Here is a 21021-nt window from a genome sequence, read left to right on the forward strand (position 1 = left end):
CTGACCTCAACGCTCAACCCCGCTACGGTCGTTGGCCATGGCGGAGCCGACGATCACCGTGCACCATGTGCGGGCCGTGCTGCGCGGCGCAGAGCGGCACGGCATCGACACCGTGCCCCTGCTCCAGGCGTCCGGCATCCCGCCGCTGCTGCTCGGGGACGACCGGGCGCGGGTCACCCCGGCCCAGTTCGCCCGCCTCTTCCGCGCCCTGTACCGGGCGACGGGGGACGAGTTCCTCGGCCTCGGCGGCGCCCCCAGCAGGCCCGGCACCTTCGCGATGATGTGCCATGCCGTGCTGGGCTGCCGCGACCTCGGCGCGGCGGTGCGCCGGGGCACCGCCTTCTACGGCCTGTTCGCGCACGGCCCCGAGCTCGCTCTCGAAGTCAGCGGCCCCGACGCCGTGTTCGCGGTCCTTGGCGATCTCGCGGGCCGGGACGAGGACCGCTTTCTGACCGAATGCCTCGTGATCATCTGGCACCGGCTGTGCAGCTGGCTCGTGGGCCGCAGGATCCCGCTGGCCCGCGCCGCCTTCGGCTATCCCGCGCCTTCGCACCAGTGGGAGTACGAGTCGCTGTTCGGCTGCCCGGTCAGGTTCGGCGGCGCCCGCACGGAGGCCGTGTTCGACGCGCGCCTGCTGACCGCGCCGCTCATCCGGGACGAGGCCGCGCTCGGGCAGATGCTGCGCCGCTCGCCGTTCGAACTGCTCAGCCGGCACACCTACGGCTCGACGGTGGGCGAGCAGGTGGGCCGCGCGCTCGCGGGCTCGCTGCGCTCCTCGCCCCGCCTTCCCACCCTGGAGGAGACGGCGGCCGGGCTCGCGATGTCGCCCGCCACCCTGCGCCGGCGCCTGGGCCGGGAGGGTACGTCGTTCCAGCAGCTCAAGGACGCGGTGCGGCGCGACGCGGCGATCGCGGGGCTCGCCTCGGGGCGCGAGCCGATCGCGGAGATCGCGGCGCGCCTCGGCTTCTCGGAGGACACCAGCTTCCACCGCGCCTTCCGCCGCTGGACGGGGACGACGCCGGGCGCCTACCGCTTGGAGCACTGAGGGCGGGGCCGCGCCGCAGCGCGGGTGGGTACGGGGGCGGCGCCGCGCCGTGCGGATGGCCCCCCCGTCCGTGAGGCCCGGTCAGTGAAGGTGAGCGGTACGGTCAGCTCCGGGGGCGCCGGACAGTCATTACCTTCTCCTCAACTGCCAAGCCACATCGGACCGTTGGGAGAGCCGCATGCACATCCGTACCCGAGTCGCCGGTGTCGTGGCCGCCGCACTCCTCCTCTCGGCAGCCACCCCCACCGCATTCGCCCAGAGCCCCGCGTCCCCGGTGTCCCCCGTGTCCCCGTCATCCCTCACACCCGGCGACATCGTCACCCAGTCCCCCACCGCCTTCCACCCGCTGCCGGGCCAGTGGACCAACACCCGTGCCTGGCACGTCACTTACCGCTCCACCAGCGCCACGGGCGCCCCGAACGTCGTCTCCGGCACGGTCATCGTGCCCGCCGACGGCCACACCGGCCCCCGCCCCCTGGTGACGTACGCCGTCGGCACGGTCGGGCTCGCCGACTCGTGCGCGCCCAGCGCCAACTTCCCCCTCGGGACGGCCGTCGAGGCCACCCTGATCAACCAGGTGGTGCAGAAGGGCTGGGCGGTCGCGGTCACCGACTACGAAGGGCTCGGCACGCCCGGCGACCACACCTACACCGTCGGCCGCGCCGAGGGCACCGCCGTCCTGGACGCGGCCCGCGCCGCCGAACGCCTCGGCGTCCCCGGCGTCGACGCGGCCTCCCCCGTCGGGATCATGGGCTACTCGCAGGGCGGCCAGGCCGCCGCCTGGGCCGCCGAGCTGCACCGGACCTACGCGCCCGACCTCTTGGTGAAGGGCACCGCGACCGGCGGCGTCCCGGCCGATCTGATGAAGGTCGCCGCCGCCGACGACGGCGGCCTCGGCTCCGGCCTCATCTTCATGGCGGCGGCCGGCCAGGACGCGGCCTTCCCCGAGCTGAGGCTCGACACGTATCTCAACCCGGCGGGCAAGGCGCTGGTGGACTACTTCAGGAACAACTGCGTGGCCGTCGACACCACGGTGGGCTCCTTCAAGCACATCACCGACCTGACCGTGCGCAACCCGCTCCAACAGCCGGACTGGCAGGCCGCGTTGGAGCGGTCCCGGCTCGGCACCCAGCGCCCGGACGCGCCGGTGTATCTGTACCACGCCACCCTCGACGAGCTGATCCCGTACCCGGTGGGCCAGGGGCTCCGCTCGGACTGGTGCGCCCGTGGCGCGGACGTGGAGTGGCACGCGCTGGCGCTGCTCGGCCACATCGGCGGTGTGACGGTGGGCGGCGTACCGGCCGCGAACTGGCTTGCCGACCGTTTCGCGGACCGTCCCACCCACGCCAACTGCTGACCCCCGCGAGGGCGTTGGGGCCACCTGCCACCGGGCGCCGCACGCGATGACCGCCGCGCCCGCCCCGGCCCGCCCGGGGCGGGCGCGCACCCCGCACGAAATCGAACGTACGGGGTATGTACTAGCGTGCAGGAAGAACCCAGGTCATCGCACTCGTACACAGCGCCATCCCCGAACCGACCGGAACGGCCGCGACCGGCTCCGGCTAGGATCCCCGCCTTGTCAGACACAGCTCTGCGTTCCACGCTCTCCCGCCCGCGCACCACCCGGCCGCTCCCCCAGGCCCCGGCCGCCAAGGCCGGACCGCCGCGGCTCTACGTACTGGACGGGCTGCGGCTGATCGCGGCGCTGATGGTGGTGGCGTTCCACTTCCTCGGCTACGACCGGTACGGCGACCGGGGGGCCTGGGGCCGGAGCACGGCCGCGCTCTTCCCGCTCGCCCACAGCGTCGCCGGATACGGCTGGCTCGGCGTCGAGCTGTTCTTCATGATCAGCGGGTTCGTCATCTGCATGAGCTGCTGGGGACGGACCCCGCGCGACTTCTTCGTCAGCCGCGTGGTGCGGCTGTACCCGGCGTTCTGGGTGTGCGTCCTGACCACCGCCGCCGTCCTGTGGTGCGCCGGCGACCGGACGATCACGCTCTCGCGCGTCCTGACCAACCTCACGATGGTCCACGAACCCCTGGGCGTGGCCCATGTGGACCCCTCGTACTGGTCGCTCTGGGCGGAGACGCGGTTCTATCTGCTCTTCGCCGTCGTCGCGTACGGCGGTCTGACCTACCGGCGCGTGGTGGCCTTCTGCGGCCTGTGGCTGCTGGGCGCCATCCTCGCGCCGAGCTCGGGCATCCCGCTCATGACCGTCGTCTTCCAGCCACAGTTCGCCCCCTTCTTCGTCGGCGGCATCGTGCTGTACCTCATGCACCGCTTCCGGCCCGCGCCGGTCCTGTGGCTGCTCCTCGGTGCCTCGTGGCTGCTGGCACAGCACCGGCTGACCGGGCTCGTCCACGACGAGAACTGGGTGGGGCTGCGCCCCTCCTGGACGGTGGCCCTGGCCGTCGTCACCGCCTTCTACGCCATCCTGCTCGCCGTGGCGCTCGGAAAACTGGACTTCCTCAACTGGCGCCGCCTCACCACCGCCGGCGCCCTGACCTACCCGCTCTACCTCCTGCACGAGTCCATAGGCTGGGCCGTGATCGAACGCCTCCACACGCGGGTACCGGCCCATCTCCTGCTGGCCGGCCTCGTCGCGGCGCTGCTCGCGGCGGCCTGGGCGGTGCACCGGGGCGTGGAACGCCCCGTCGGCCGCCGCCTCAAACTCTGGCTGACCGGCGTCACCATCACGCCCCGCACCACCCCCGCGACGACCCGCCTTGACGGGACGACGCCGCCCCGGTGACGTCCCGGGCGGCGGCGGGACCACCCGCACAGCCCGGCGCCCGCGCCCCCGGCAGGCGGGGCGCGGGCGTCGTGGGAGGGAGGGCCGGGGTCAGGCGGCGGCCGGGACCGGGGTGGGCTCGTGGGCGGGGGCGGGCTCCTCGACCGGGGAGGCGGAGGCCCGGTTGAACGCGTCCAGGTCCAGGATCTTCTCCCGGGCCGACACGATGACCGGAACCAGCGCCTGGCCCGCCACGTTCGTGGCCGTACGCATCATGTCGAGGACGGGGTCGATGGCCATGAGCAGGCCGACGCCCTCCAGGGGCAGGCCCAGGGTGGAGAGGGTCAGCGTCAGCATGACCGTGGCGCCGGTCAGGCCGGCCGTGGCGGCGGAGCCGATGACCGACACGAAGGCGATCAGGAGGTAGTCGCCGACACCGAGGTGCACGTCGAAGATCTGGGCGATGAAGATCGCCGCGAGCGCCGGGTAGATCGCGGCGCAGCCGTCCATCTTGGTGGTGGAGCCGAAGGGCACCGCGAAGGAGGCGTACTCCTTGGGCACGCCCAGGCGTTCGGTGACCTTCTGGGTCAGCGGCATCGTGCCCACCGAGGAGCGGGAGACGAACGCCAGCTGGATCGCGGGCCAGGCACCCTTGAAGAACTGGAGCGGGTTGACCTTGGCGACGGTGGCGAGCAGCAGCGGGTAGACGCCGAACATCACCAGGGCGCAGCCGATGTAGACGTCGGCGGTGAAGGTGGCGTACTTGCCGATGAGGTCCCAGCCGTAGTCGGCGATGGCGAAGCCGATGAGGCCGAGGGTGCCGAGCGGGGCGAGCCGGATGACCCACCACAGCGCCTTCTGGAGGAGTTCGAGCACGGCCTCGCTGAGCGTGAGGATCGGCTTGGCCTTCTCGCCGAGCTGGAGCAGGGCGATGCCGGCGACGGCGGCCATGAACACGATCTGGAGGACGTTGAGTTCGGTGAACGGCGTCACGACGTCGGTCGGGATGATGCCGGTCAGGAAGTCGAGCCAGCTGCCCGTGTGCTTGGGGAGCTTGCCGTCCTTGGGGGTCAGGCCCGTGCCCGAGCCCGGGTTGGTGAGCAGCCCGATGGCGAGGCCGATGGCCACCGCGATCAGCGACGTGATCATGAACCAGAGCAGGGTGCGCGAGGCGAGCCGCGCGGCGTTGTTGACCTTGCGCAGGTTGGTGATCGACACCAGGATCGCGAAGAAGACGAGCGGCGCGACGGCCAGCTTCAGGAGCTGGACGAAGGTGTCGCCGATCTGTTCCAGCGTGGACTTGAGCCAGCTGATGTCCTGGCTCCGGGCGAGCCAGCCGAGCAGGCCGCCGAGGACGAGGCCCGCGATGATCTGGGCCCAGAACGGGAACTTGGCGGATATGGAGAAGCCGGACTTGGGCTGCTCCGGGGCGGTCGCGGAGGACACGAAAGGACTCCCTGGTGGGCAAGGGCGGGGATTTGTCGACGTTCAGAGATGAGCGCGGCGCCCGTACACGAGGGACTGGCCGGTGAGGACCGTCACGTAAGGCTGGGGACACCGCCGCATGGTGCCGGGGTCAGACGTCGCGGCAACAGACCGCGGACATGCAGCGGCAGAGGTCGACATGCAGACGCGCCACGAGCGGAACGGCTCCGCCGGTGGGGTGCTGGTGCACAGCTGCTGTCGTCATGTCGGACACGTTAACACCTGAACTTTGGGAACCCCAAAGCACTTCTTTTACCCCGCGATGGCCGAGGGTCCGCCGCCGGGCCCCGCCAGGCACCCACGGCACCCACGACACCCATGACAACGGCCCGGCCCCGAAGCGGTGAGCTTCGGGGCCGGGCCGTGAAGGGTCGGGTGCGGGGCCTGGCGCGGCGCCCGCGCAGGGCCTCACGCGGCGCCGCGCGGGCGCCGGCGCGCGCTACTGGATGACGCCGTCCTCCTGCGAACGGTTCGCCTCCAGCTTCGCCTTGGCGCTCTCCACCTTGCTGACGATCTGGGCGGACATCGCGTCGCGCTGCTTGCGCAGGAGCACGTAGCTGAGCGGCGCCGAGATGACGAGGGCGAGCAGGATGACCCAGATGAGGTTCGAGTTGCCGTTGCCCTTGGGCACGATGCCGAACTGGACCAGCAGGGCCACGAAGACCAGGCTGCCGATGAAGATCCCCACGCGCAGCATGGTGTACCAGATGGTGGCGCTCGGCTTTGCGGCGTTCACGATCGACCTTCTCTCTACGGTGGCACCTGCCCGACTAGTGAAGCACGCCCACAAATGGATCAGTTCAGCGGGAGCAGCATGATGACGTCGTCCCGGTCGTCCCCCTCGGCCACCCGGATCGCGCCCGGCACCCGGCCGACCTCCTTGTAGCCGCACGCGGCGTAGAAGCGGTCGGCGCCGGTGCCGCCCCGGCAGGTGAGCCGGATGGCCTCGATGCCGTCGAGGGTCCGTACGGCGTCGGCGACGGCCGCCATCAGGTCCCGGCCGTACCCCTTGCCCTGGTGGGCCGGGTGCACCATGACCGTGTACAGCCACACCCAGTGGGTCATGAGGCGGTGGGTGTTGTACGCGATGAACGCGGTGGCGACGACGCGTCCCCGCTCGTCGAAGCCCGCGAGCAGCCGCATCCGCCCCTCGGCCATGGCCGCGAAGTGCTTGACCAGCTCGGGCCGTACGTCCTCCACGGTGACCGGCGGTACGAAGCCGACCGCGCCGCCCGCCTCGGACACCTCGGCCCACAGGGCGAGGAGTCCGTCACGCAGGGCGGGGGTGACCGGCGGGCCGAGCCGGAACGTCGGAGCCACGGGCCGCGCTCAGAAGCGCATCGGCTGCGGGCTCTCGCGCAGCTCCGGGTCCGGGCCCGGGTACTCGCGGATGATCTCGTAGCGCGTGTTGCGCTCGACCGGACGGAAGCCGGCCTCACGGATGAGGTCGAGCAGGTCGTCGCGGGTCAGCTTGTTGGGCGTGCCGTAGTTGTCCGCGTCGTGCGTGATCTTGTACTCGACGACCGAGCCGTCCATGTCGTCCGCGCCGTGCTGGAGGGCGAGCTGGGTGGTCTGGAGGCCGTGCATGACCCAGAAGCACTTCACGTGCGGCACGTTGTCGAACAGCAGGCGCGAGACGGCGAACGTCTTCAGCGCCTCGGCGCCGGTCGCCATGGTGGTGCGCGCCTGGAGCCGGTTGCGGATCTTGCCGTCCTGCATGTCCACGAAGTCGTGCTGGTAGCGCAGCGGGATGAAGACCTGGAAGCCGCCGGTCTCGTCCTGGAGCTCGCGCAGGCGCAGCACGTGGTCCACGCGGTGGCGCGGCTCCTCGATGTGCCCGTACAGCATGGTCGAGGGGGTCTTGAGGCCCTTCTGGTGGGCCAGGCGGTGGATGCGCGACCAGTCTTCCCAGTGGGTCTTGTGGTCGACGATGTGCTGGCGCACTTCCCAGTCGAAGATCTCGGCGCCGCCGCCGGTCAGCGATTCGAGACCGGCCTCGATGAGCTCGTCCAGGATCTCGCTCGCGCCGAGCCCGGAGATCGTCTCGAAGTGGTGGATCTCGGTCGCCGTGAACGCCTTGAGCCCGACGTTCGGCAGCGCCTCCTTGAGGGCCTTGAGCGAGCGCGGGTAGTAGCGCCAGGGCAGCGTCGGGTGGAGCCCGTTGACGATGTGCAGCTCGGTGAGGTTGTCGTTCTCCATCGCCTTGGCGAGGCGGACGGCCTCCTCGATGCGCATCGTGTACGCGTCCTTCTCGCCCGGCTTGCGCTGGAAGGAGCAGTACGCGCACGACGCCGTGCACACGTTGGTCATGTTGAGGTGACGGTTGACGTTGAAGTGGACGACGTCGCCGTTCTTGCGGGTGCGCACCTCGTGGGCGAGGCCGCCGAGCCAGGCCAGGTCGTCCGACGCGTACAGCGCGATGCCGTCCTCGCGGCTGAGCCGCTCACCGGCCCGGACCTTCTGCTCCAGCTCGCGCTTGAGTCCCGCGTCCATCAAGGCCGCCTCCCATATGTGTGTCTTTCAGGCCCCACCCACGGTACGCCCCGCCCTACTCGGGAAGTTCCCCGACCCGGTTCTCCCACTTCGTGGAGAGCACGATCGTGGTACGGGTGCGCGAGACGCCCTTGGTGGAGCCGAGGCGGCGGATCGTCTTCTCCAGGCCGTCCACGTCACCGGCGCGGATCTTGAGCATGTAGGAGTCGTCGCCCGCGATGAACCAGCAGTCCTCGATCTCGGCCAGATCGCGCAGGCGGCGGGCCACGTCCTCGTGGTCGGCGGCGTCGGACAGGGAGATGCCGATCAGCGCGGTGACGCCGAGGCCGAGCGAGGCGGAGTCCACCGTGGCGCGGTATCCGGTGATGACACCGGCCGCCTCCAGACGGTTGATGCGGTCGGTGACGCTGGGGCCGGAGAGGCCGACGAGACGGCCCAGTTCCGCGTACGAGGCCCTGCCGTTCTCCCGCAGTGCCTGGATGAGCTGCCTATCGACGGCGTCCATATGCCTGAAGCCTTCCATTGTTCAGCGATTCCGCGAGTTTACGTGTAGAATCTAAGGCATGCAGGGGCGACACCCTGCGAATCATTCAGCTGTGTGGATACTTTTCCAGCAGATCAAAGACGATCTTTCAGGAGTTGTCACCGTGTACACGATCGAGATGGCCTACGCCCGGATGCGCGAGCTTCAGGACCTGGCCAACCGGTCCCGTGCCCACAAGCCCGCGCCTCAGGACCGCGCCCCCAAGCGCGCCGCCAAGAAGCGCTAACCCCTCCCTGAGCCTCCTTCGAGGTCACGGCCCCGCTCACCGGGGGCGTGCCCCGAGCCGAGCTCTCCCTCCCAGCGGCGGTACAGACCGTGCGGCACCCCTGCCGCGTCCAGCACCCGCCCCGCGACGAAGTCCACCAGATCCTGGATGTGCGTCGCCCCCGCGTAGAACGCCGGAGAGGCGGGCAGCACCACGGCGCCCGCCTCGTCCAGTGTCACCAGATGCCTGAGCGTCTGTCCGTTCAACGGCGTCTCGCGCACCGCGAGGACCAGCCGCCGCCGCTCCTTGAGCGTCACGCTCGCGGCCCGCTGCAACAGGTCCTTCGAAAGCCCGAGCGCCACCCCGGCCACACACGCCGTCGACGCCGGCACGATCAGCATCCCCTTCACGGGATACGAGCCCGACGAGGGCCCCGCCGCCAGGTCCCCGGCCGCCCAGTGCCGTACGCCCGACACGTCCACGGCGCCGAAGGCGTCCGGCTTGCCGTCCGCGCCCCGCGCCAGCCACGCCCGCAGATCGTCGCGCCAGTGCGCGTCACGGAACGCGATGCCCGTCTCGTCGAGCAGAGTCAGGCGCGAGGCCCGCGAGACCACCAGGTCCACGCTCTGCCCCGCCGCGAGCAGCGCGCGCAGCACCGCCGCCGCGTACGGCGTCCCCGAGGCACCCGACACCCCGACGATCCAGGGCGTGCGCTGCTGACTGTGTACGTTCACGTGCTCCACGTGTCCGAGCCTATCCGGCACGCCGTGCCCCGGGCGGCGCCAGGTGCTACACCGTCAGGCCCCGCACCAGCAGGTCGAGCAGCGCGCAGAGGAAGAGCGCGATCCCGATGAAGCCGTTGACCTGGAAGAACGCCCGGTTGAGCCGCGAGAGGTCATGCGGCTTGACCAGCGTGTGCTCGTAGAGGAAGGCGCCGAGCACGATGAGCAGACCCAGCCAGAAGAAGACACCGGCGCCGGTCGCCAGCGCGTACCAGACGAGCAGGGCCATCGTGACGGTGTGGCAGCCACGGGCGCCGTGGATGGCGGCCGGGATGCCGAAGCGGGCCGGCACCGACTTCACGCCGTGACCCCGGTCGGCCTCCACGTCCTGGCAGGCGTAGATCAGGTCGAAGCCGCCGATCCAGATGCCGATGGCCAGGCCCAGGATCACCGCGTCCCACGACCACGAGCCGGTGATCGCGATCCACGCGCCGACCGGACCCATCGCCTGCGCGATGCCGAGGATGGCCTGCGGGAAGTTGGTGAACCGCTTCCCGTACGGGTAGACCACCATCGGCACCACCGCGACGGGCGCGAGCGCCAGGCACAGCGGGTTCAGGGCGGCGGCGGCGCCGAGGAAGACGACGAGCGCGATGAGCGCGCCGGTCCACGCCGAGCGCACCGACACCGCGCCGGTCACCAGCTCGCGACCCGCGGTGCGCGGGTTACGGGCGTCGATCTCGCGGTCGATGATCCGGTTGCACGCCATCGCGAAGGTCCGCAGACCCACCATGGCGAGTGTGACCAGGAGCAGGCGCCCCCAGTGGATGTTCTTGTCGAGCTGGAACATCGCGGTGAGCGCGGCGGTGTAGGCGAAGGGCAGCGCGAAGACCGAGTGCTCGATCATGACCAGGCGCAGGAAGGCCTTGGTGCGGCCCGGCTGCGGGACGGCTGCGGCGGACGCGCTCACGAGAGCCCCGGTTCGTCCTCGCGGCGGCGGGAAAACCCGCGCTCCGCGCTGCCGTTGTCCATCATCTGCCAGCACCTCACAGTCCGTATTCCTTCCAACGCCTTGTCACCCGCTCGGCCGTCTCCGCGTCCGACTCGACCATCGCCGGCCAGCCGCCGTCGCGTGTGTACCCCTCCTCGGGCCACTTCGCGGTCGCGTCGATGCCCGCCTTGCCGCCCCAGAACTGCTGGTAGGAGGCGTGGTCGAGGTGGTCGACCGGGCCTTCGACGACGGTCAGGTCGCGGGCGTAGTCGGTGTTGCCGAAGGCCCGCCAGGACACTTCGTGCAGGTTGTGCACGTCGCAGTCGGCGTCCACGATCACGATCAGCTTGGTCAGCGACATCATGTGCGCGCCCCAGATCGCGTGCATCACCTTCTGCGCGTGCTTGGGGTACTTCTTGTCGATCGAGACGATCGCGCAGTTGTGGAAGCCGCCCGACTCCGGCAGGTGGTAGTCCACGATGTCCGGCACGATGATCTTGAGCAGCGGCAGGAAGAAACGCTCCGTCGCGCGGCCGAGCGGCCCGTCCTCGGTGGGCGGGCGGCCGACCACGATGGACTGGAGCAGCGGGCGCCTGCGCATGGTGACGCAGTCGATGGTCAGGGCGGGGAACGGTTCCTGCGGGGTGTAGAACCCCGTGTGGTCGCCGAACGGGCCCTCCGGCAGCATCTCGCCCGGCTCCAGCCAGCCCTCGATGACGACCTCGGCGTTGGCCGGGACCTGGAGCGGCACGGTCTCGCAGTCCACCATCTCGATCCGCTTGCCCTGGATGAAGCCGGCGAAAAGGTACTCGTCGATGTCGCCGGGCAGCGGCGCGGTCGAGGCGTACGTGACGGCGGGCGGGCAGCCGAAGGCGATCGCGACCGGCAGCCGCTCGCCGCGCTTGGCGGCGACCGCGTAGTGGTTTCGGCTGTCCTTGTGGATCTGCCAGTGCATGCCGATGGTGCGCTTGTCGTGGCGCTGGAGGCGGTACAGGCCGAGGTTGCGTACGCCCGTCTCGGGGTGCTTGGTGTGGGTGAGGCCCAGGTTGAAGAACGAGCCGCCGTCCTCGGGCCAGGTGAACAGCGCGGGCAGCTGGTCGAGATCGACGTCGTCGCCCTTGAGGACGACCTCCTGCACCGGGGCCGCCTCCTGCTTCACCTTCTTCGGCGGCACGTGCACCATCGAGCCGAGCTTGCCGAAGGCCTCGCGGATGCCGACGAAGCCCTGGGGCAGTTCGGGCTTGAGCAGCCCGCCGATCTTGTCGCTGATCTCCTCGTACGAGGCGAGGCCGAGCGCCTTGAGCAGGCGGCGGTCGGTGCCGTACACGTTCATGGCCAGGGGCATGGACGCGCCCTTGACGTTCTCGAAGAGGAGGGCCGGGCCGCCGGCCTTGTTGACCCGGTCGACGATCTCGCCGACTTCCAGATACGGGTCGACCTCGGCCTTGATGCGCTTGAGGTCGCCCTCGCGCTCCAGCGCCCTGAGCAGCGATCGGAGATCGTCATAAGCCATGGGGTCCAGTATCGGGCACCCGATACCCTGGGCCGGTCACCGGGGCCGAGGCACGGCCCGAAACCGTTCCCGGGGGGACCCTTAGAACATGCTCAGGTATCTGCCGTTCCTGCTGGTCCTCGCGGTGTGGGTCTACGCGTTCATCGACTGCCTCAACACCCCCGAGGAGGACGTCAAGGGCCTGCCCAAGGTGGTGTGGATCATCGTGGTGCTGCTCTTCGGCGAGGTGCTGGTCGGACCGCTCGCGTGGCTGATCGCCGGCAAGGTCCGCCGGGCGCCGGCGCGCTGGACGGCGCCGGACGACAACCCGGAGTTCCTGGCGTCCCTGGAGGACCGCAAGCGGCGCGACTTGGGCGAGGAGGCGTAGCCCCCTCGCCTCCGAGGTGCCGCCCCGGGCGGGCTGACTATGCCCATGCGGGCCAGCACCAGTCCCGTCAGGGGCGCGGGGAACTGCGCGACGAGCCAACCACGGTCCGCAGCCGAACTCGCATCCAGCCCTCCCCGCCCCCGGAGGGTTTCGGGAAGGGGTGGGGTGGGGCAGACCGGGGTCTGGGGCGGAGCCCCAGCGGCCCCGGCCGCCTTACGGGTGCGGACCATGCTGGGGCACCCGCGCAGTTCCCCGCGCCCCTGTAGGGCACCCAGCGTGCCAAGCCACCGCGGCGGAGCCGGCAAGGCGCCCGGGCTGAGAGCGGCCCCGGGTCAGACGCCCGCGTAGGAGTGCTTGCCGTTGACGAAGATGTTGACGCCGTAGTAGTTGAACAGCCAGCAGCCGAACGCGATCAGCGCGAGCGTCGCCGCCTTGCGGCCCTTCCAGCCCGCCGTGGCGCGCGCGTGCAGGTAGCAGGCGTACGCGACCCACGTGATGAAGGACCAGACCTCCTTGGGGTCCCAGCCCCAGTAGCGGCCCCACGCGTCCCCCGCCCAGATCGCGCCCGCGATGATCGTGAACGTCCACAGCGGGAACACCGCGGCGTTCACGCGGTAGGCGAACTTGTCGAGCGAGGACGCGGCCGGAAGGCGCTCCATGACCGAGGTCGCGAAGGTGCCAGGAGTGCCGCCCTCGGCGAGCTTGGACTCGTACCGGTCGCGGAAGAGGTACAGGATCGTGGCGACCGCGCCCACGTAGAAGACCGCGCCGCAGAAGATCGCGGTGGAGACGTGGATCCACAGCCAGTAGGAGTGCAGCGCCGGGACGAGCTGGTCGCTCGCGGTGTAGAGGACCGTGACGGCGAGGCCCAGGTCGAGCAGGACCGTGGTGACCAGCGGGAGGCCGAGCCAGCCGACGTTCTTCTTGAGGGCCAGCAGCGTCAGGTACACGCCGACCGCGACCGTGGAGAAGGTCAGGTTGAACTCGTACATGTTGCCCCACGGCGCCCGCTGCACGGACAGCGCGCGGGTGAGCACACCGGAGAACTCGATGAGGAAGGCGAGCACCGTCAGGGAGATGGCGATGCGCCCGTAGAGGTCGCCCTTCTCGTCCCCGCCGGAGGCGCCCGGCCCGTCCGGCACGTCACGGGTGCCGGCGAGGGACCGCGTCACGACCTTGGGGCGCTCAAGGACCGCGGTGCCGCCGTTCTTGGTGGCGACCTCGACCTTGACGGTGCCCGCGTCCACGGCGTCCTGCCCGGCGCCGGTCAGCGCGGCCGCCGTGCGGGCGACCTTGCTGCGGCTGCCGAAGAGCCATTCGGCCATGTTGGCGAAGAAGGCCAGCAGATACACGGCCATCGACGAGTAGATGAGGTAGTTGCTGGTGTGCGCCAGGCTCTCATTGGTGGTGGCGGCGAGATTCACTTCTCAGCCCCTTCGGCAGGAACTTCTGAGGGTTGGGGTTCTGGATCCGGCGCGGTCGGCGCCTGCGGGATGAGCGTGACCGCGAGATCGGCCAGCTCCTCGGGAAGCTTCGCGGACTCACTGCGGCCGAGCCCGGCCATCTCGACGACGGTCACCCCGTCGTCGCCCCTGACGGCCCGGACCCAGACCCGGCGCCGCTGGATGAACAGCGAGCCGGCGAGCCCCGCGATGGCACCGATCGCGCCGGTGAGGGCGAGACCGCTGCCGGGCTGGTGGGAGATCTGGAAGCTCGCCCACTGCTTGATGGGGCCCTTGTCGAAGGTGATCGACCCGGCGCCGTCCGGCAGTTGAAGGCTCTCGCCGGGCAGCAGCAACTTCTTCAGGATGGTGCCGTTGGCGTCCTTGAACGGCTTGATGGACCGGCTCGCCGTGTCCAGCTGGTAGACGTTCTTGGGCAGACCCGAGTTGACGCCGAGGTCACCGTGGTAGGCGCCGACGTTGAGCACCGGGAAGTCGGGCGCGGGGAACTTGGAGAACATCTGGGTGGCGCCGGTGCCCTTGCCGCCGAACGTCGGCACGAAGAACGCGGCGAAACCCAGCTGGTCCTTGTTGCCCTGGGCGTCGCGGTAGCCGTCGAGCACCTTGATGGCGCCGCTGGACGTGAGGTTGTTGTCCATCGGCAGCAGCGGCACCGCGCCGTGGAAGACGACGTCGCCCTTGCCGTCCTTGACGGTGACCGAGGGCGCGTAGCCGTGCGAGAGCAGGTAGACCTTGGAGCCGTCCACCACCAGCGGCTTGTTGACCTCGATGGTCTTCTGCTGCGGCTTGCCCTCGGCGCCCTCGGAGTAGGTGACGTGCGCCTTGAACTCGCGGGCCGTGCCGAGCTCGGGCCCCGAGCGCTCGTACGTCGCGTCGAAGCGGTCCAGGGTGAAGCTGAACGGCGCCAGGTCCTCGCTGTCGAACATCGAGCCCGACTTGAAGTCGTCGTACTGGGTGAGCGTGTTGGAGAACCCGTCGCCCTGGACGATCAGCTTGCCGCCCTCGGACTTGAAGAGCTGTCCGGTGGCGAAGGCCACCAGGATCACGATCAGCGAGACGTGGAAGATCAGGTTGCCGGCCTCGCGCAGATAGCCCTTCTCTGCGGCGACGGCGTCCCCGCTGATCCGGGAGCGGAAGCGGCGCTTCTTGAGCAGGGCGAGCGCGGCCTCGCGGACGTGCTCGGGCTCGGCGTCCGTACGCCACGTCGTGTACGCGGGCAGCCGGGTCAGACGGCCCGGCGCGGCCGGCGGCAGCCCGCGCAGCTGGCCCACGAACTGCCAGGTGCGGGGCACGATGCAGCCGATGAGCGAGACGAAGAGCAGGATGTAGATCGCGGAGAACCACACCGAGCTGTAGACGTGGAACAGGCCCAGCTTCTCGTAGATCGGCGAGATGGTGTCGTGCCGCTTCTGGAAGTCGGCGACCTTCATCTCGTCGACAGCGGTCTGCGGGATCAGCGAGCCGGGGATGGCGCCGAGCGACAGCAGGAACAGCAGGATGAGGGCGACCCGCATCGAGGTCAGCTGCCGCCAGAACCAGCGGATCCAGCCGATCACGCCGATGCCGACGGGACCGTTGGAGCGTTCCTCGGTGGGGGCGGTGGAGAGCTGTGCCCCGGCCTCGCCGAGGTCGGGCTCCGTAGTCGGTTCGGTTTGGTCGATCTTGCTCATGCGTCAGACACCCACCTGAAAGCCTTGGGACCAGCCCTGTACCTGCTGGACGAGCTCCGCCCAAGCGCCGGTGAGCAGCAGCACGCCGGTCACGATCATCATGCCGCCGCCGATCCGCATCACCCATACGTAGTGCTTCTTCACCCAGCCGAAGGCGCCGAGCGCCTTGCGGAAGGCGACCGCCGCGAGCACGAACGGCAGCCCGAGGCCGAGACAGTACGCGACCGTCAGTATCGCCCCGCGCCCGGCGCTCGCCTGGTCCATCGCGAGCGCGTTGACCGAGGTGAGCGTGGGCCCCAGGCACGGCGTCCAGCCGATGCCGAAGAGCGCGCCGAGCAGCGGCGCCCCGGCGAGCCCGGTCACGGGCCGCTTGTGGAAGCGGAACTCCCGCTGGGTCATCCACGGCATGAGGCCCATGAAGAAGACGCCCATGAGGATCATCAGGACGCCGAGGACCTTGGAGAGCGTGTCGCCGTAGTCCTGGAGGTTCTTGCCGAAGTAGCCGAACAGCGCGCCGCCGGAGACGAACACGGCGGTGAAGCCGAGCACGAACAGGCTGGCGCCCGCGACCATGCGCCCGCGCTTCGCCTCGGCCAGGTCGGTGCCGGTGACCCCGGTGACGTACGAGAGATAACCGGGGACCAGGGGCAGTACGCAGGGCGAGAAGAACGAGACGAGGCCGCCGAGCACGGCGACCGGCAGGGCCACGAGAAGGGCCCCGCTGAAGACCGTCTCGTTCATCGAGCCGACGGCGGCCAGTGCCATCACGCGATCACTTCTCCGCGATCAGCGGGTCGATCATCTGGTGCAGCTTGGTGTCGTCGAGCGCCATGAGGGCGCGCGCGGCGATCTTTCCGTTCCGGTCGAGAACGATCGTCGACGGAATGGCCTGCGGATTCAGGCTGCCCTTGGGAAAACGCAGAATGAGCTTGCCGATCGGGTCGTACAGACTCGGATAGTCGACGCCGAATTCCTTCTCGAACTGCTGGGCCGGACCCTTGTCCGTGTCGCGCGTATTGATCCCCACGAACTCGACGCCCTTGGCCCGCGTGTCCTTGGAGACCTTGGCCAGATACGGCGCCTCGGCCCGGCAGGGCGCGCACCAGGAGCCCCATACGTTCAGGACGACGATCTTGCCCTTGAGGGAGGCGACGTCGAGCTGCTTGCCGTCGACGGTCGCGCCGGACAGCTCGGGTGCCTTCTGCCGGTCCCCCTTGGCCACGGTGGCGATGCCGCCGGTGCCGGTGACGAACTTGGTGTCACCGGAACCGCCGGACGTGCCACCGGAACCGCAGGCCGTCAGGGTCAGCGCGCCGGCGGCCGCGGCGGCCGCAGCCAGCGTCAAGGTGCGACGGCGTCGGAAAGCAGGACTCACGGACATGTGAAAAGTTTCGCATGGAGGTTTCGGGGATCTTGCGCGCCCCCCTGACTGCCCGTAAAGCCCCTTGTCAGGAACGCCTAAACGGTCTTCAGGAACGTGTTCCAGCCACCGGCGGGCGCCTGTCCCACCCCGAGCGTACGGAGCTTGGCGAGCACCTTCGGGTCCTGGACGTCGAGCCAGTCGCAGTACTGCTTGAAGGAGACGAGCCTCACATCCTTCTTCGCGTCCCGCTGCGCGGCGATGCCCTTGAAGGCCTCTTCGACGGCGTCCATGTAGATGCCGCCGTTCCACTGTTCGAAGTGGTTTCCGATGTAGAACGGCGCGCGATTGGTTTGGTAGGCGCGCTTGAAGCCGGCGAGGTAGGCCTCGGTGGCCTGCGTGCGCCAGCCGGGATAGTTGGCCGGCGGGGCCTTGGTCGCATTCTTCGACTGGTTGGCCAGGATGTTGTAGTCCATGGACAGGACCTGGAAGGAGTGGCCGGGGAAGGGTATTTGCTGGAGCGGCAGATCCCACAGGCCGTGCCGCTTGACCGGCCACACCTGGGTGCCGCCGGGCGACGAGGCGTCGTAGCGCCAGCCCAGCTTCTGCGCGGTGGGCAGCAGGTTGTCCTGGCCGAGCAGGCAGGGGGTGCGGCCGCCGGCGAGCTCGCGCCGGTAGTCGAAGGGCAGCGGGTCCTCGTCCGTCCACCCGGTGTTGGTCTTCCACTTGGTGACGAAGTCGATCGCCTGGTCTATCTCGCTCTGCCACTGGGCCGGGGTCCAGTGCTCGACGGTGCCGCGCCCCGAGCAGAAGTGGCCGTTGAAGTGGGTGCCTATCTCATGGCCGTCGGTCCACGCCTGGCGGACGTACTTCAGCGTCTCCTTGAGGTGCGGGTCGGAGAGGTAGCCGATGTCGGAGGCGCCGACGGGGTTGTTCGGCGGGCGGTAGAGGCGCTTCTTGTCCTCGGGCAGCAGATACAGGCCGGAGAGGAAGAACGTCATGCCCGCGCCGTGGTCCTTGGCGAGCTGGAGGAAGCGCGGGAAGAGGCCGTTGCCGACCTCGCCCGCGCCGTCCCAGGAGAAGACCACGAACTGGGGCGGGGTCTGGCCGGGTTCCAGGGGGACGGGCTTGTCGGGCTGGTGGGGCTGCTTGCCGGTGTCGGCGGTGGAACCGTCGCCTATGAGTTTGGCGTCGGCCTTCTTGCCGGCCGCGTCACCGCCCTTGTCGCCGTTGCCGCTCTTCGCGCCCTGGCCGCCGTCCGCGCTGCCGCAGCCGGCGAGACCGGCCGCCGCGGCCGCCCCGAGCCCCAGTCCCAGCATGCCCCTCCGGCTGAAATTCCGTCCGTTCTCCCTCATGAACCCGTCCGTTCCCATCGCGTCGCACCGTCGTCTCGTCGTCCGCAGGCCCACGTGCGTCACCGCAGTTGGGCAAGGTGTGAGATGCCGGGTGAAACCGGGATGGTTCCCCACGGCTCGCACAAACCTTCGTAAACCGTACGAGATGGGGAGTGCGGGTCGCGGGGTCGGGGGGTGGGGATCGCGTGTGGGCCTCGCGGTGCGGGGCGGGAGGGGCCGGTGGGCCGGGCGAGGACGGGCGGGCCGGTCGGACGGGTGGTCCGGCCGGCCGCTCGCGTCAGGCGCCGAAGGCCTTCGACTTCCCCTTGACCGGCTTGGCGCCGGCCAGCAGATGCGCCGGAACGAGATCGCGCGCGGGCTCGCTGTAGCCCACGGACACGATCCTGTCGCCCTGGTAGGTGAAGCTGGTCAACGAGGCCAGCGTGCACTGCCGCTTGCGCGGGTCGTGCCACAGACGCCGCTTCTCGACGAAGCTGCGCACGATCCAGATCGGCAGCTGGTGGCTGACGCAGACCGCCTCATGACCGCGTGCCGCGTCCCGCGCCGCGTCCAGCGCGCCCATCATCCGCACGACCTGCTCGACGTACGGCTCGCCCCAGGACGGGCGGAACGGGTTGGTCAGGTGCTTCCAGTTGGCGGGCTTGCGCAGGGCGCCGTCCCCGACTCCGAAGGTCTTGCCCTCGAAGACGTTGCCCGCCTCGATCAAGCGCGGGTCGGTCGCGAGGTCGAGGCCGTGCGCCTTGGCGATCGGGGTCGCCGTCTCCTGGGCGCGCTCAAGCGGTGAGGCGACAACATGGGTGACGTCACGGCCCGCCAGGTGCTCGGCGACCCGGTCGGCCATCTGGCGGCCGAGTTCGGACAGGTGGTAGCCGGGGCGGCGCCCGTAGAGGACCCCGTCCGGGTTGTGCACCTCGCCGTGGCGCATCAGGTGTACGACTGTGAGCTCGTTCCCGCTCGGTCGGTTCTGCTCGCTCATGCCGTGGCCTCCGCCGCTGCGCGGGCGGCGGCGGGCAGCGCGGCCGCGATGCGCTCGATGGCGCGCTCGTCGTGGGCGGTCGACACGAACCAGGACTCGAACGCGGAGGGCGGCAGGTAGACGCCCTGCGACAGCATCGAGTGGAAGAACGCGTTGAAGCGGAAGGCTTCCTGCTTCTTCGCGTCGTCGTAGTCGGTGACCTCGTCCGGCGTGAAGAAGACGGAGAACATGTTGCTCGCCGTCTGCACCCGGTGGGCCACGCCCTCCTTGCCGAGGGCGCCGGTGACGAGCGCCTGGATCTCGGCGGACACGGCGTCGACCTTGGCGTACGCCGCATCGTCGAGCAGCCGCAGCTGGGCGAGGCCGGCGGCGGTGGCGACCGGATTGCCGGACAGGGTGCCCGCCTGGTAGACGGGGCCGGCCGGGGCGAGGTGGCCCATCACGTCGGCGCGGCCGCCGAACGCCGCGGCCGGGAAGCCTCCGCCCATGACCTTGCCGAACGTCATGAGGTCCGGCTTGACGCCATCGACGCCGAACCAGCCCGCCTTTGACGTGCGGAACCCGGTCATCACCTCGTCGGAGATGTAGAGCGCGCCGTTCTTGGCGCACGCCGCCTTCAGACCGGCGTTGAACCCCTCGGCGGGCGGGACGACGCCCATGTTGCCGGGCGAAGCCTCGGTGATCACACAGGCGATCTCGCCCGGGTGGGCGTGGAACGCCGCGTGCACCGCGTCCAGATCGTTGTACGGAAGCACGATCGTGTCGCCGGCCTGGGCGCCGGTGACGCCGGGGGTGTCGGGAAGGCCGAAGGTGGCGACCCCGGAGCCGGCGGCGGCCAGCAGCGCGTCCACGTGCCCGTGGTAGCAGCCGGCGAACTTGATCACCTTGGCGCGGCCGGTGAAGCCACGGGCCAGGCGGATCGCGGACATGGTCGCCTCGGTGCCGGAGGACACCAGGCGGACCTGCTCGACCGGCTCGACACGGGCCACGATCTCCTCGGCGAGCGCGACCTCGCCCTCGCCGGGCGTACCGAAGGAGGTGCCGCGGGCGACGGCCTCCCGCACGGCCGCGACGACCTCGGGGTGCGCGTGTCCGAGGATCATCGGGCCCCACGAGCACACCAGGTCGACGTACTCACGGCCGTCGGCGTCGGTCAGATAGGGCCCCGTACCGGACACCATGAACCGGGGCGTACCGCCCACGGCCCGGAAGGCACGGACGGGGGAGTTCACACCGCCGGGCGTCACGGCGGACGCGCGGTCGAAGAGGTTCTGCGAAACTGGGGCGTCGTATTCGTACGGATAGCTCACACACGCCATGGTGGCAGAGGCCCGGACGTTCTTGCGGACTGGTGTTTCACCGCACCCGCGCGGGGGAGGTCAGTGACACGATGATCCGCAGATGATCGAGTTGCATCGACGGATGATCGGGTTGCGCGACGGGGCGCGCGCCGTCTACAAAGCAGTCGGGCTACAAGCAGTCGGGTGAAGGATATGCATCGCGGTGGCGGACTGGGCGAGGGGACCGATGACCGGGGCCCCGAGCGCGCCCACCGTCGGGGACGGCACCGGCGACGTGACGGCCAGGACCGGATCGACCGGGTCGACCGGATCGAGCAGGTCGCGGGTGGCGCGGGGGCGGGGAACGGAAGTGGCCGGATGGGGGTGACCTACAAGTACTTCGGCGCGCCCGACGGCGCGACGGCTGCCCGGGTGCCCGTCACCATGCGCCCCGAAGAGCTCGGCGGTGACGAACTGGGCATGGGCGGCATGTTCACCAAGATCAAGCCGGAGACGATGGCCGCGATGGTCCTCACCGGCATCCAGGGCATACCGCTGCACAAGGTCCCGCCGCTGGAACTCGTGGTCCTGCACCCCGACTACGCGGTGGTCAAGCTCCCCATGACCGTCGTCGACCCGCTGCGCGGCGTCGGCGAGGAGACGGTCGGCGCCGCCGCCTTCATCTGGTCCACCGTCCCCGACCGCGGCGGCCCGCGCGACGCGTTCAACGTCTACCAACTGCTGCACGAATGGCAGGACTTCAGCCACCGGTTGCATGAGGCGGGGCACCAGCCCTACTGCTTGGTGTGGCCCTGAGAGGG

General features: G+C 70.1%; 21 protein-coding genes. 6 read left to right on the forward strand and 15 right to left on the reverse strand.

The features are described from left to right. The first annotated feature begins 37 nt into the window (after positions 1–37). From ACFYM2_RS18865 to ACFYM2_RS18875, 3 genes are all read left to right on the forward strand, one after another. Complete coding sequence (locus ACFYM2_RS18865) at positions 38–1045, forward strand: AraC family transcriptional regulator (protein WP_388837360.1); 1008 nt, start codon at positions 38–40, stop codon at positions 1043–1045. A 178-nt stretch (positions 1046–1223) separates the two neighbouring features. Further along, positions 1224–2402 carry an alpha/beta fold hydrolase gene (locus ACFYM2_RS18870; protein ID WP_388837363.1) on the forward strand — a complete coding sequence of 393 codons (1179 nt, stop codon included), beginning with the start codon at positions 1224–1226 and terminating at the stop codon, positions 2400–2402. A gap of 219 nt (positions 2403–2621) precedes the next feature. Beyond that, positions 2622–3797, forward strand: coding sequence for an acyltransferase family protein (locus ACFYM2_RS18875; RefSeq protein ID WP_388837366.1), 1176 nt, complete (start codon positions 2622–2624; stop codon positions 3795–3797). Positions 3798–3887: 90 nt separating this feature from the next. On the opposite strand, the gene ACFYM2_RS18880 is transcribed toward ACFYM2_RS18875, so the two are convergent. From ACFYM2_RS18880 to ACFYM2_RS18900, 5 genes are all read right to left on the reverse strand, one after another. Beyond that, complete coding sequence (locus tag ACFYM2_RS18880; RefSeq protein WP_358998342.1) at positions 3888–5222, reverse strand: dicarboxylate/amino acid:cation symporter; 1335 nt, start codon at positions 5220–5222, stop codon at positions 3888–3890. A gap of 478 nt (positions 5223–5700) precedes the next feature. Continuing rightward, positions 5701–5997 (reverse strand): DUF4229 domain-containing protein, encoded by a 297-nt coding sequence (locus tag ACFYM2_RS18885; RefSeq protein ID WP_358998339.1) that lies wholly within the window; start codon positions 5995–5997, stop codon positions 5701–5703. 59 nt (positions 5998–6056) lie between these two features. Further along, positions 6057–6581, reverse strand: coding sequence for a GNAT family N-acetyltransferase (locus tag ACFYM2_RS18890; RefSeq protein ID WP_388837369.1), 525 nt, complete (start codon positions 6579–6581; stop codon positions 6057–6059). A 9-nt stretch (positions 6582–6590) separates the two neighbouring features. Next, positions 6591–7754: an aminofutalosine synthase MqnE gene (mqnE, locus tag ACFYM2_RS18895; protein ID WP_358998334.1), complete on the reverse strand. Its 1164-nt coding sequence runs from the start codon at positions 7752–7754 to the stop codon at positions 6591–6593. A gap of 55 nt (positions 7755–7809) precedes the next feature. Next, on the reverse strand, positions 7810–8259 hold the full coding sequence (locus ACFYM2_RS18900; RefSeq protein WP_100578735.1) for an Lrp/AsnC family transcriptional regulator: 450 nt from the start codon (positions 8257–8259) through the stop codon (positions 7810–7812). 142 nt (positions 8260–8401) lie between these two features. Between ACFYM2_RS18900 and ACFYM2_RS18905 the strand changes: the two genes are divergently transcribed. Then, positions 8402–8524 (forward strand): hypothetical protein, encoded by a 123-nt coding sequence (locus tag ACFYM2_RS18905; protein WP_358998532.1) that lies wholly within the window; start codon positions 8402–8404, stop codon positions 8522–8524. On the opposite strand, the gene ACFYM2_RS18910 is transcribed toward ACFYM2_RS18905, so the two are convergent. From ACFYM2_RS18910 to ACFYM2_RS18920, 3 genes are all read right to left on the reverse strand, one after another. Beyond that, positions 8521–9237, reverse strand: a complete 717-nt coding sequence (locus tag ACFYM2_RS18910) for a UbiX family flavin prenyltransferase (RefSeq protein WP_388458812.1) — start codon at positions 9235–9237, stop codon at positions 8521–8523. The genes ACFYM2_RS18905 and ACFYM2_RS18910 overlap by 4 nt on opposite strands. Before the next feature lie 55 nt (positions 9238–9292). After that, positions 9293–10195: a menaquinone biosynthesis prenyltransferase MqnP gene (gene mqnP / locus ACFYM2_RS18915; protein ID WP_358998330.1), complete on the reverse strand. Its 903-nt coding sequence runs from the start codon at positions 10193–10195 to the stop codon at positions 9293–9295. 76 nt (positions 10196–10271) lie between these two features. After that, positions 10272–11729, reverse strand: coding sequence for a menaquinone biosynthesis decarboxylase (locus ACFYM2_RS18920; RefSeq protein WP_358998327.1), 1458 nt, complete (start codon positions 11727–11729; stop codon positions 10272–10274). An 88-nt stretch (positions 11730–11817) separates the two neighbouring features. Here ACFYM2_RS18920 and ACFYM2_RS18925 point away from each other — a divergent pair, with 88 nt between their 5' ends. Next, positions 11818–12096, forward strand: coding sequence for a PLD nuclease N-terminal domain-containing protein (locus ACFYM2_RS18925; RefSeq protein ID WP_358998324.1), 279 nt, complete (start codon positions 11818–11820; stop codon positions 12094–12096). A 332-nt stretch (positions 12097–12428) separates the two neighbouring features. On the opposite strand, the gene ccsB is transcribed toward ACFYM2_RS18925, so the two are convergent. From ccsB to hemL, 7 genes are all read right to left on the reverse strand, one after another. Next, a complete protein-coding gene (gene ccsB / locus ACFYM2_RS18930) occupies positions 12429–13520 on the reverse strand; it encodes a c-type cytochrome biogenesis protein CcsB (protein ID WP_358998321.1) in 1092 nt (363 codons plus the stop codon). Further along, on the reverse strand, positions 13517–15229 hold the full coding sequence (locus tag ACFYM2_RS18935) for a cytochrome c biogenesis protein ResB (RefSeq protein WP_388837374.1): 1713 nt from the start codon (positions 15227–15229) through the stop codon (positions 13517–13519). The genes ccsB and ACFYM2_RS18935 overlap by 4 nt, the downstream gene beginning before the upstream one ends. Before the next feature lie 3 nt (positions 15230–15232). Next, positions 15233–15994 (reverse strand): cytochrome c biogenesis CcdA family protein, encoded by a 762-nt coding sequence (locus ACFYM2_RS18940; protein WP_388458565.1) that lies wholly within the window; start codon positions 15992–15994, stop codon positions 15233–15235. Positions 15995–16001: 7 nt separating this feature from the next. Beyond that, the gene (locus ACFYM2_RS18945; RefSeq protein WP_358998315.1) at positions 16002–16610 is read right to left on the reverse strand and encodes a TlpA disulfide reductase family protein; all 609 of its coding nucleotides are present in this window, start codon (positions 16608–16610) and stop codon (positions 16002–16004) included. Positions 16611–16687: 77 nt separating this feature from the next. After that, entirely contained in the window at positions 16688–17908 is a 1221-nt protein-coding gene (locus ACFYM2_RS18950) for a hypothetical protein (protein ID WP_388837377.1), read from the reverse strand. Positions 17909–18221: 313 nt separating this feature from the next. Beyond that, positions 18222–18920, reverse strand: coding sequence for a histidine phosphatase family protein (locus tag ACFYM2_RS18955; RefSeq protein WP_358998309.1), 699 nt, complete (start codon positions 18918–18920; stop codon positions 18222–18224). Next, a complete protein-coding gene (gene hemL / locus ACFYM2_RS18960; RefSeq protein ID WP_358998306.1) occupies positions 18917–20239 on the reverse strand; it encodes a glutamate-1-semialdehyde 2,1-aminomutase in 1323 nt (440 codons plus the stop codon). The genes ACFYM2_RS18955 and hemL overlap by 4 nt, the downstream gene beginning before the upstream one ends. A gap of 174 nt (positions 20240–20413) precedes the next feature. On the opposite strand from hemL, the gene ACFYM2_RS18965 reads away from it, so the two are divergent. Further along, complete coding sequence (locus tag ACFYM2_RS18965) at positions 20414–21016, forward strand: hypothetical protein (protein WP_358998514.1); 603 nt, start codon at positions 20414–20416, stop codon at positions 21014–21016. The last annotated feature ends 5 nt before the right edge of the window (positions 21017–21021 follow it).

The organism is Streptomyces sp. NPDC006711, from assembly GCF_042869775.1.
Taxonomy (GTDB): Bacteria; Actinomycetota; Actinomycetes; order Streptomycetales; family Streptomycetaceae; genus Streptomyces.

What these genes read in the sequence shown, in the direction of transcription:
- ACFYM2_RS18870 (WP_388837363.1), top strand. Translation starts at nt 1,224, where the DNA reads ATGCACATCCGTACCCGAGTCGCCGGTGTCGTGGCCGCCGCACTCCTC.
- ACFYM2_RS18920 (WP_358998327.1), bottom strand. Translation starts at nt 11,729, where the DNA reads ATGGCTTATGACGATCTCCGATCGCTGCTCAGGGCGCTGGAGCGCGAG.
- ACFYM2_RS18935 (WP_388837374.1), bottom strand. Translation starts at nt 15,229, where the DNA reads ATGAGCAAGATCGACCAAACCGAACCGACTACGGAGCCCGACCTCGGC.
- ACFYM2_RS18965 (WP_358998514.1), top strand. Translation starts at nt 20,414, where the DNA reads ATGCATCGCGGTGGCGGACTGGGCGAGGGGACCGATGACCGGGGCCCC.
- ACFYM2_RS18940 (WP_388458565.1), bottom strand. Translation starts at nt 15,994, where the DNA reads ATGGCACTGGCCGCCGTCGGCTCGATGAACGAGACGGTCTTCAGCGGG.
- ACFYM2_RS18865 (WP_388837360.1), top strand. Translation starts at nt 38, where the DNA reads ATGGCGGAGCCGACGATCACCGTGCACCATGTGCGGGCCGTGCTGCGC.
- ACFYM2_RS18945 (WP_358998315.1), bottom strand. Translation starts at nt 16,610, where the DNA reads ATGTCCGTGAGTCCTGCTTTCCGACGCCGTCGCACCTTGACGCTGGCT.
- ACFYM2_RS18950 (WP_388837377.1), bottom strand. Translation starts at nt 17,908, where the DNA reads ATGCTGGGACTGGGGCTCGGGGCGGCCGCGGCGGCCGGTCTCGCCGGC.
- ACFYM2_RS18925 (WP_358998324.1), top strand. Translation starts at nt 11,818, where the DNA reads ATGCTCAGGTATCTGCCGTTCCTGCTGGTCCTCGCGGTGTGGGTCTAC.
- hemL (WP_358998306.1), bottom strand. Translation starts at nt 20,239, where the DNA reads ATGGCGTGTGTGAGCTATCCGTACGAATACGACGCCCCAGTTTCGCAG.
- ACFYM2_RS18900 (WP_100578735.1), bottom strand. Translation starts at nt 8,259, where the DNA reads ATGGACGCCGTCGATAGGCAGCTCATCCAGGCACTGCGGGAGAACGGC.
- mqnE (WP_358998334.1), bottom strand. Translation starts at nt 7,754, where the DNA reads ATGGACGCGGGACTCAAGCGCGAGCTGGAGCAGAAGGTCCGGGCCGGT.
- ACFYM2_RS18955 (WP_358998309.1), bottom strand. Translation starts at nt 18,920, where the DNA reads ATGAGCGAGCAGAACCGACCGAGCGGGAACGAGCTCACAGTCGTACAC.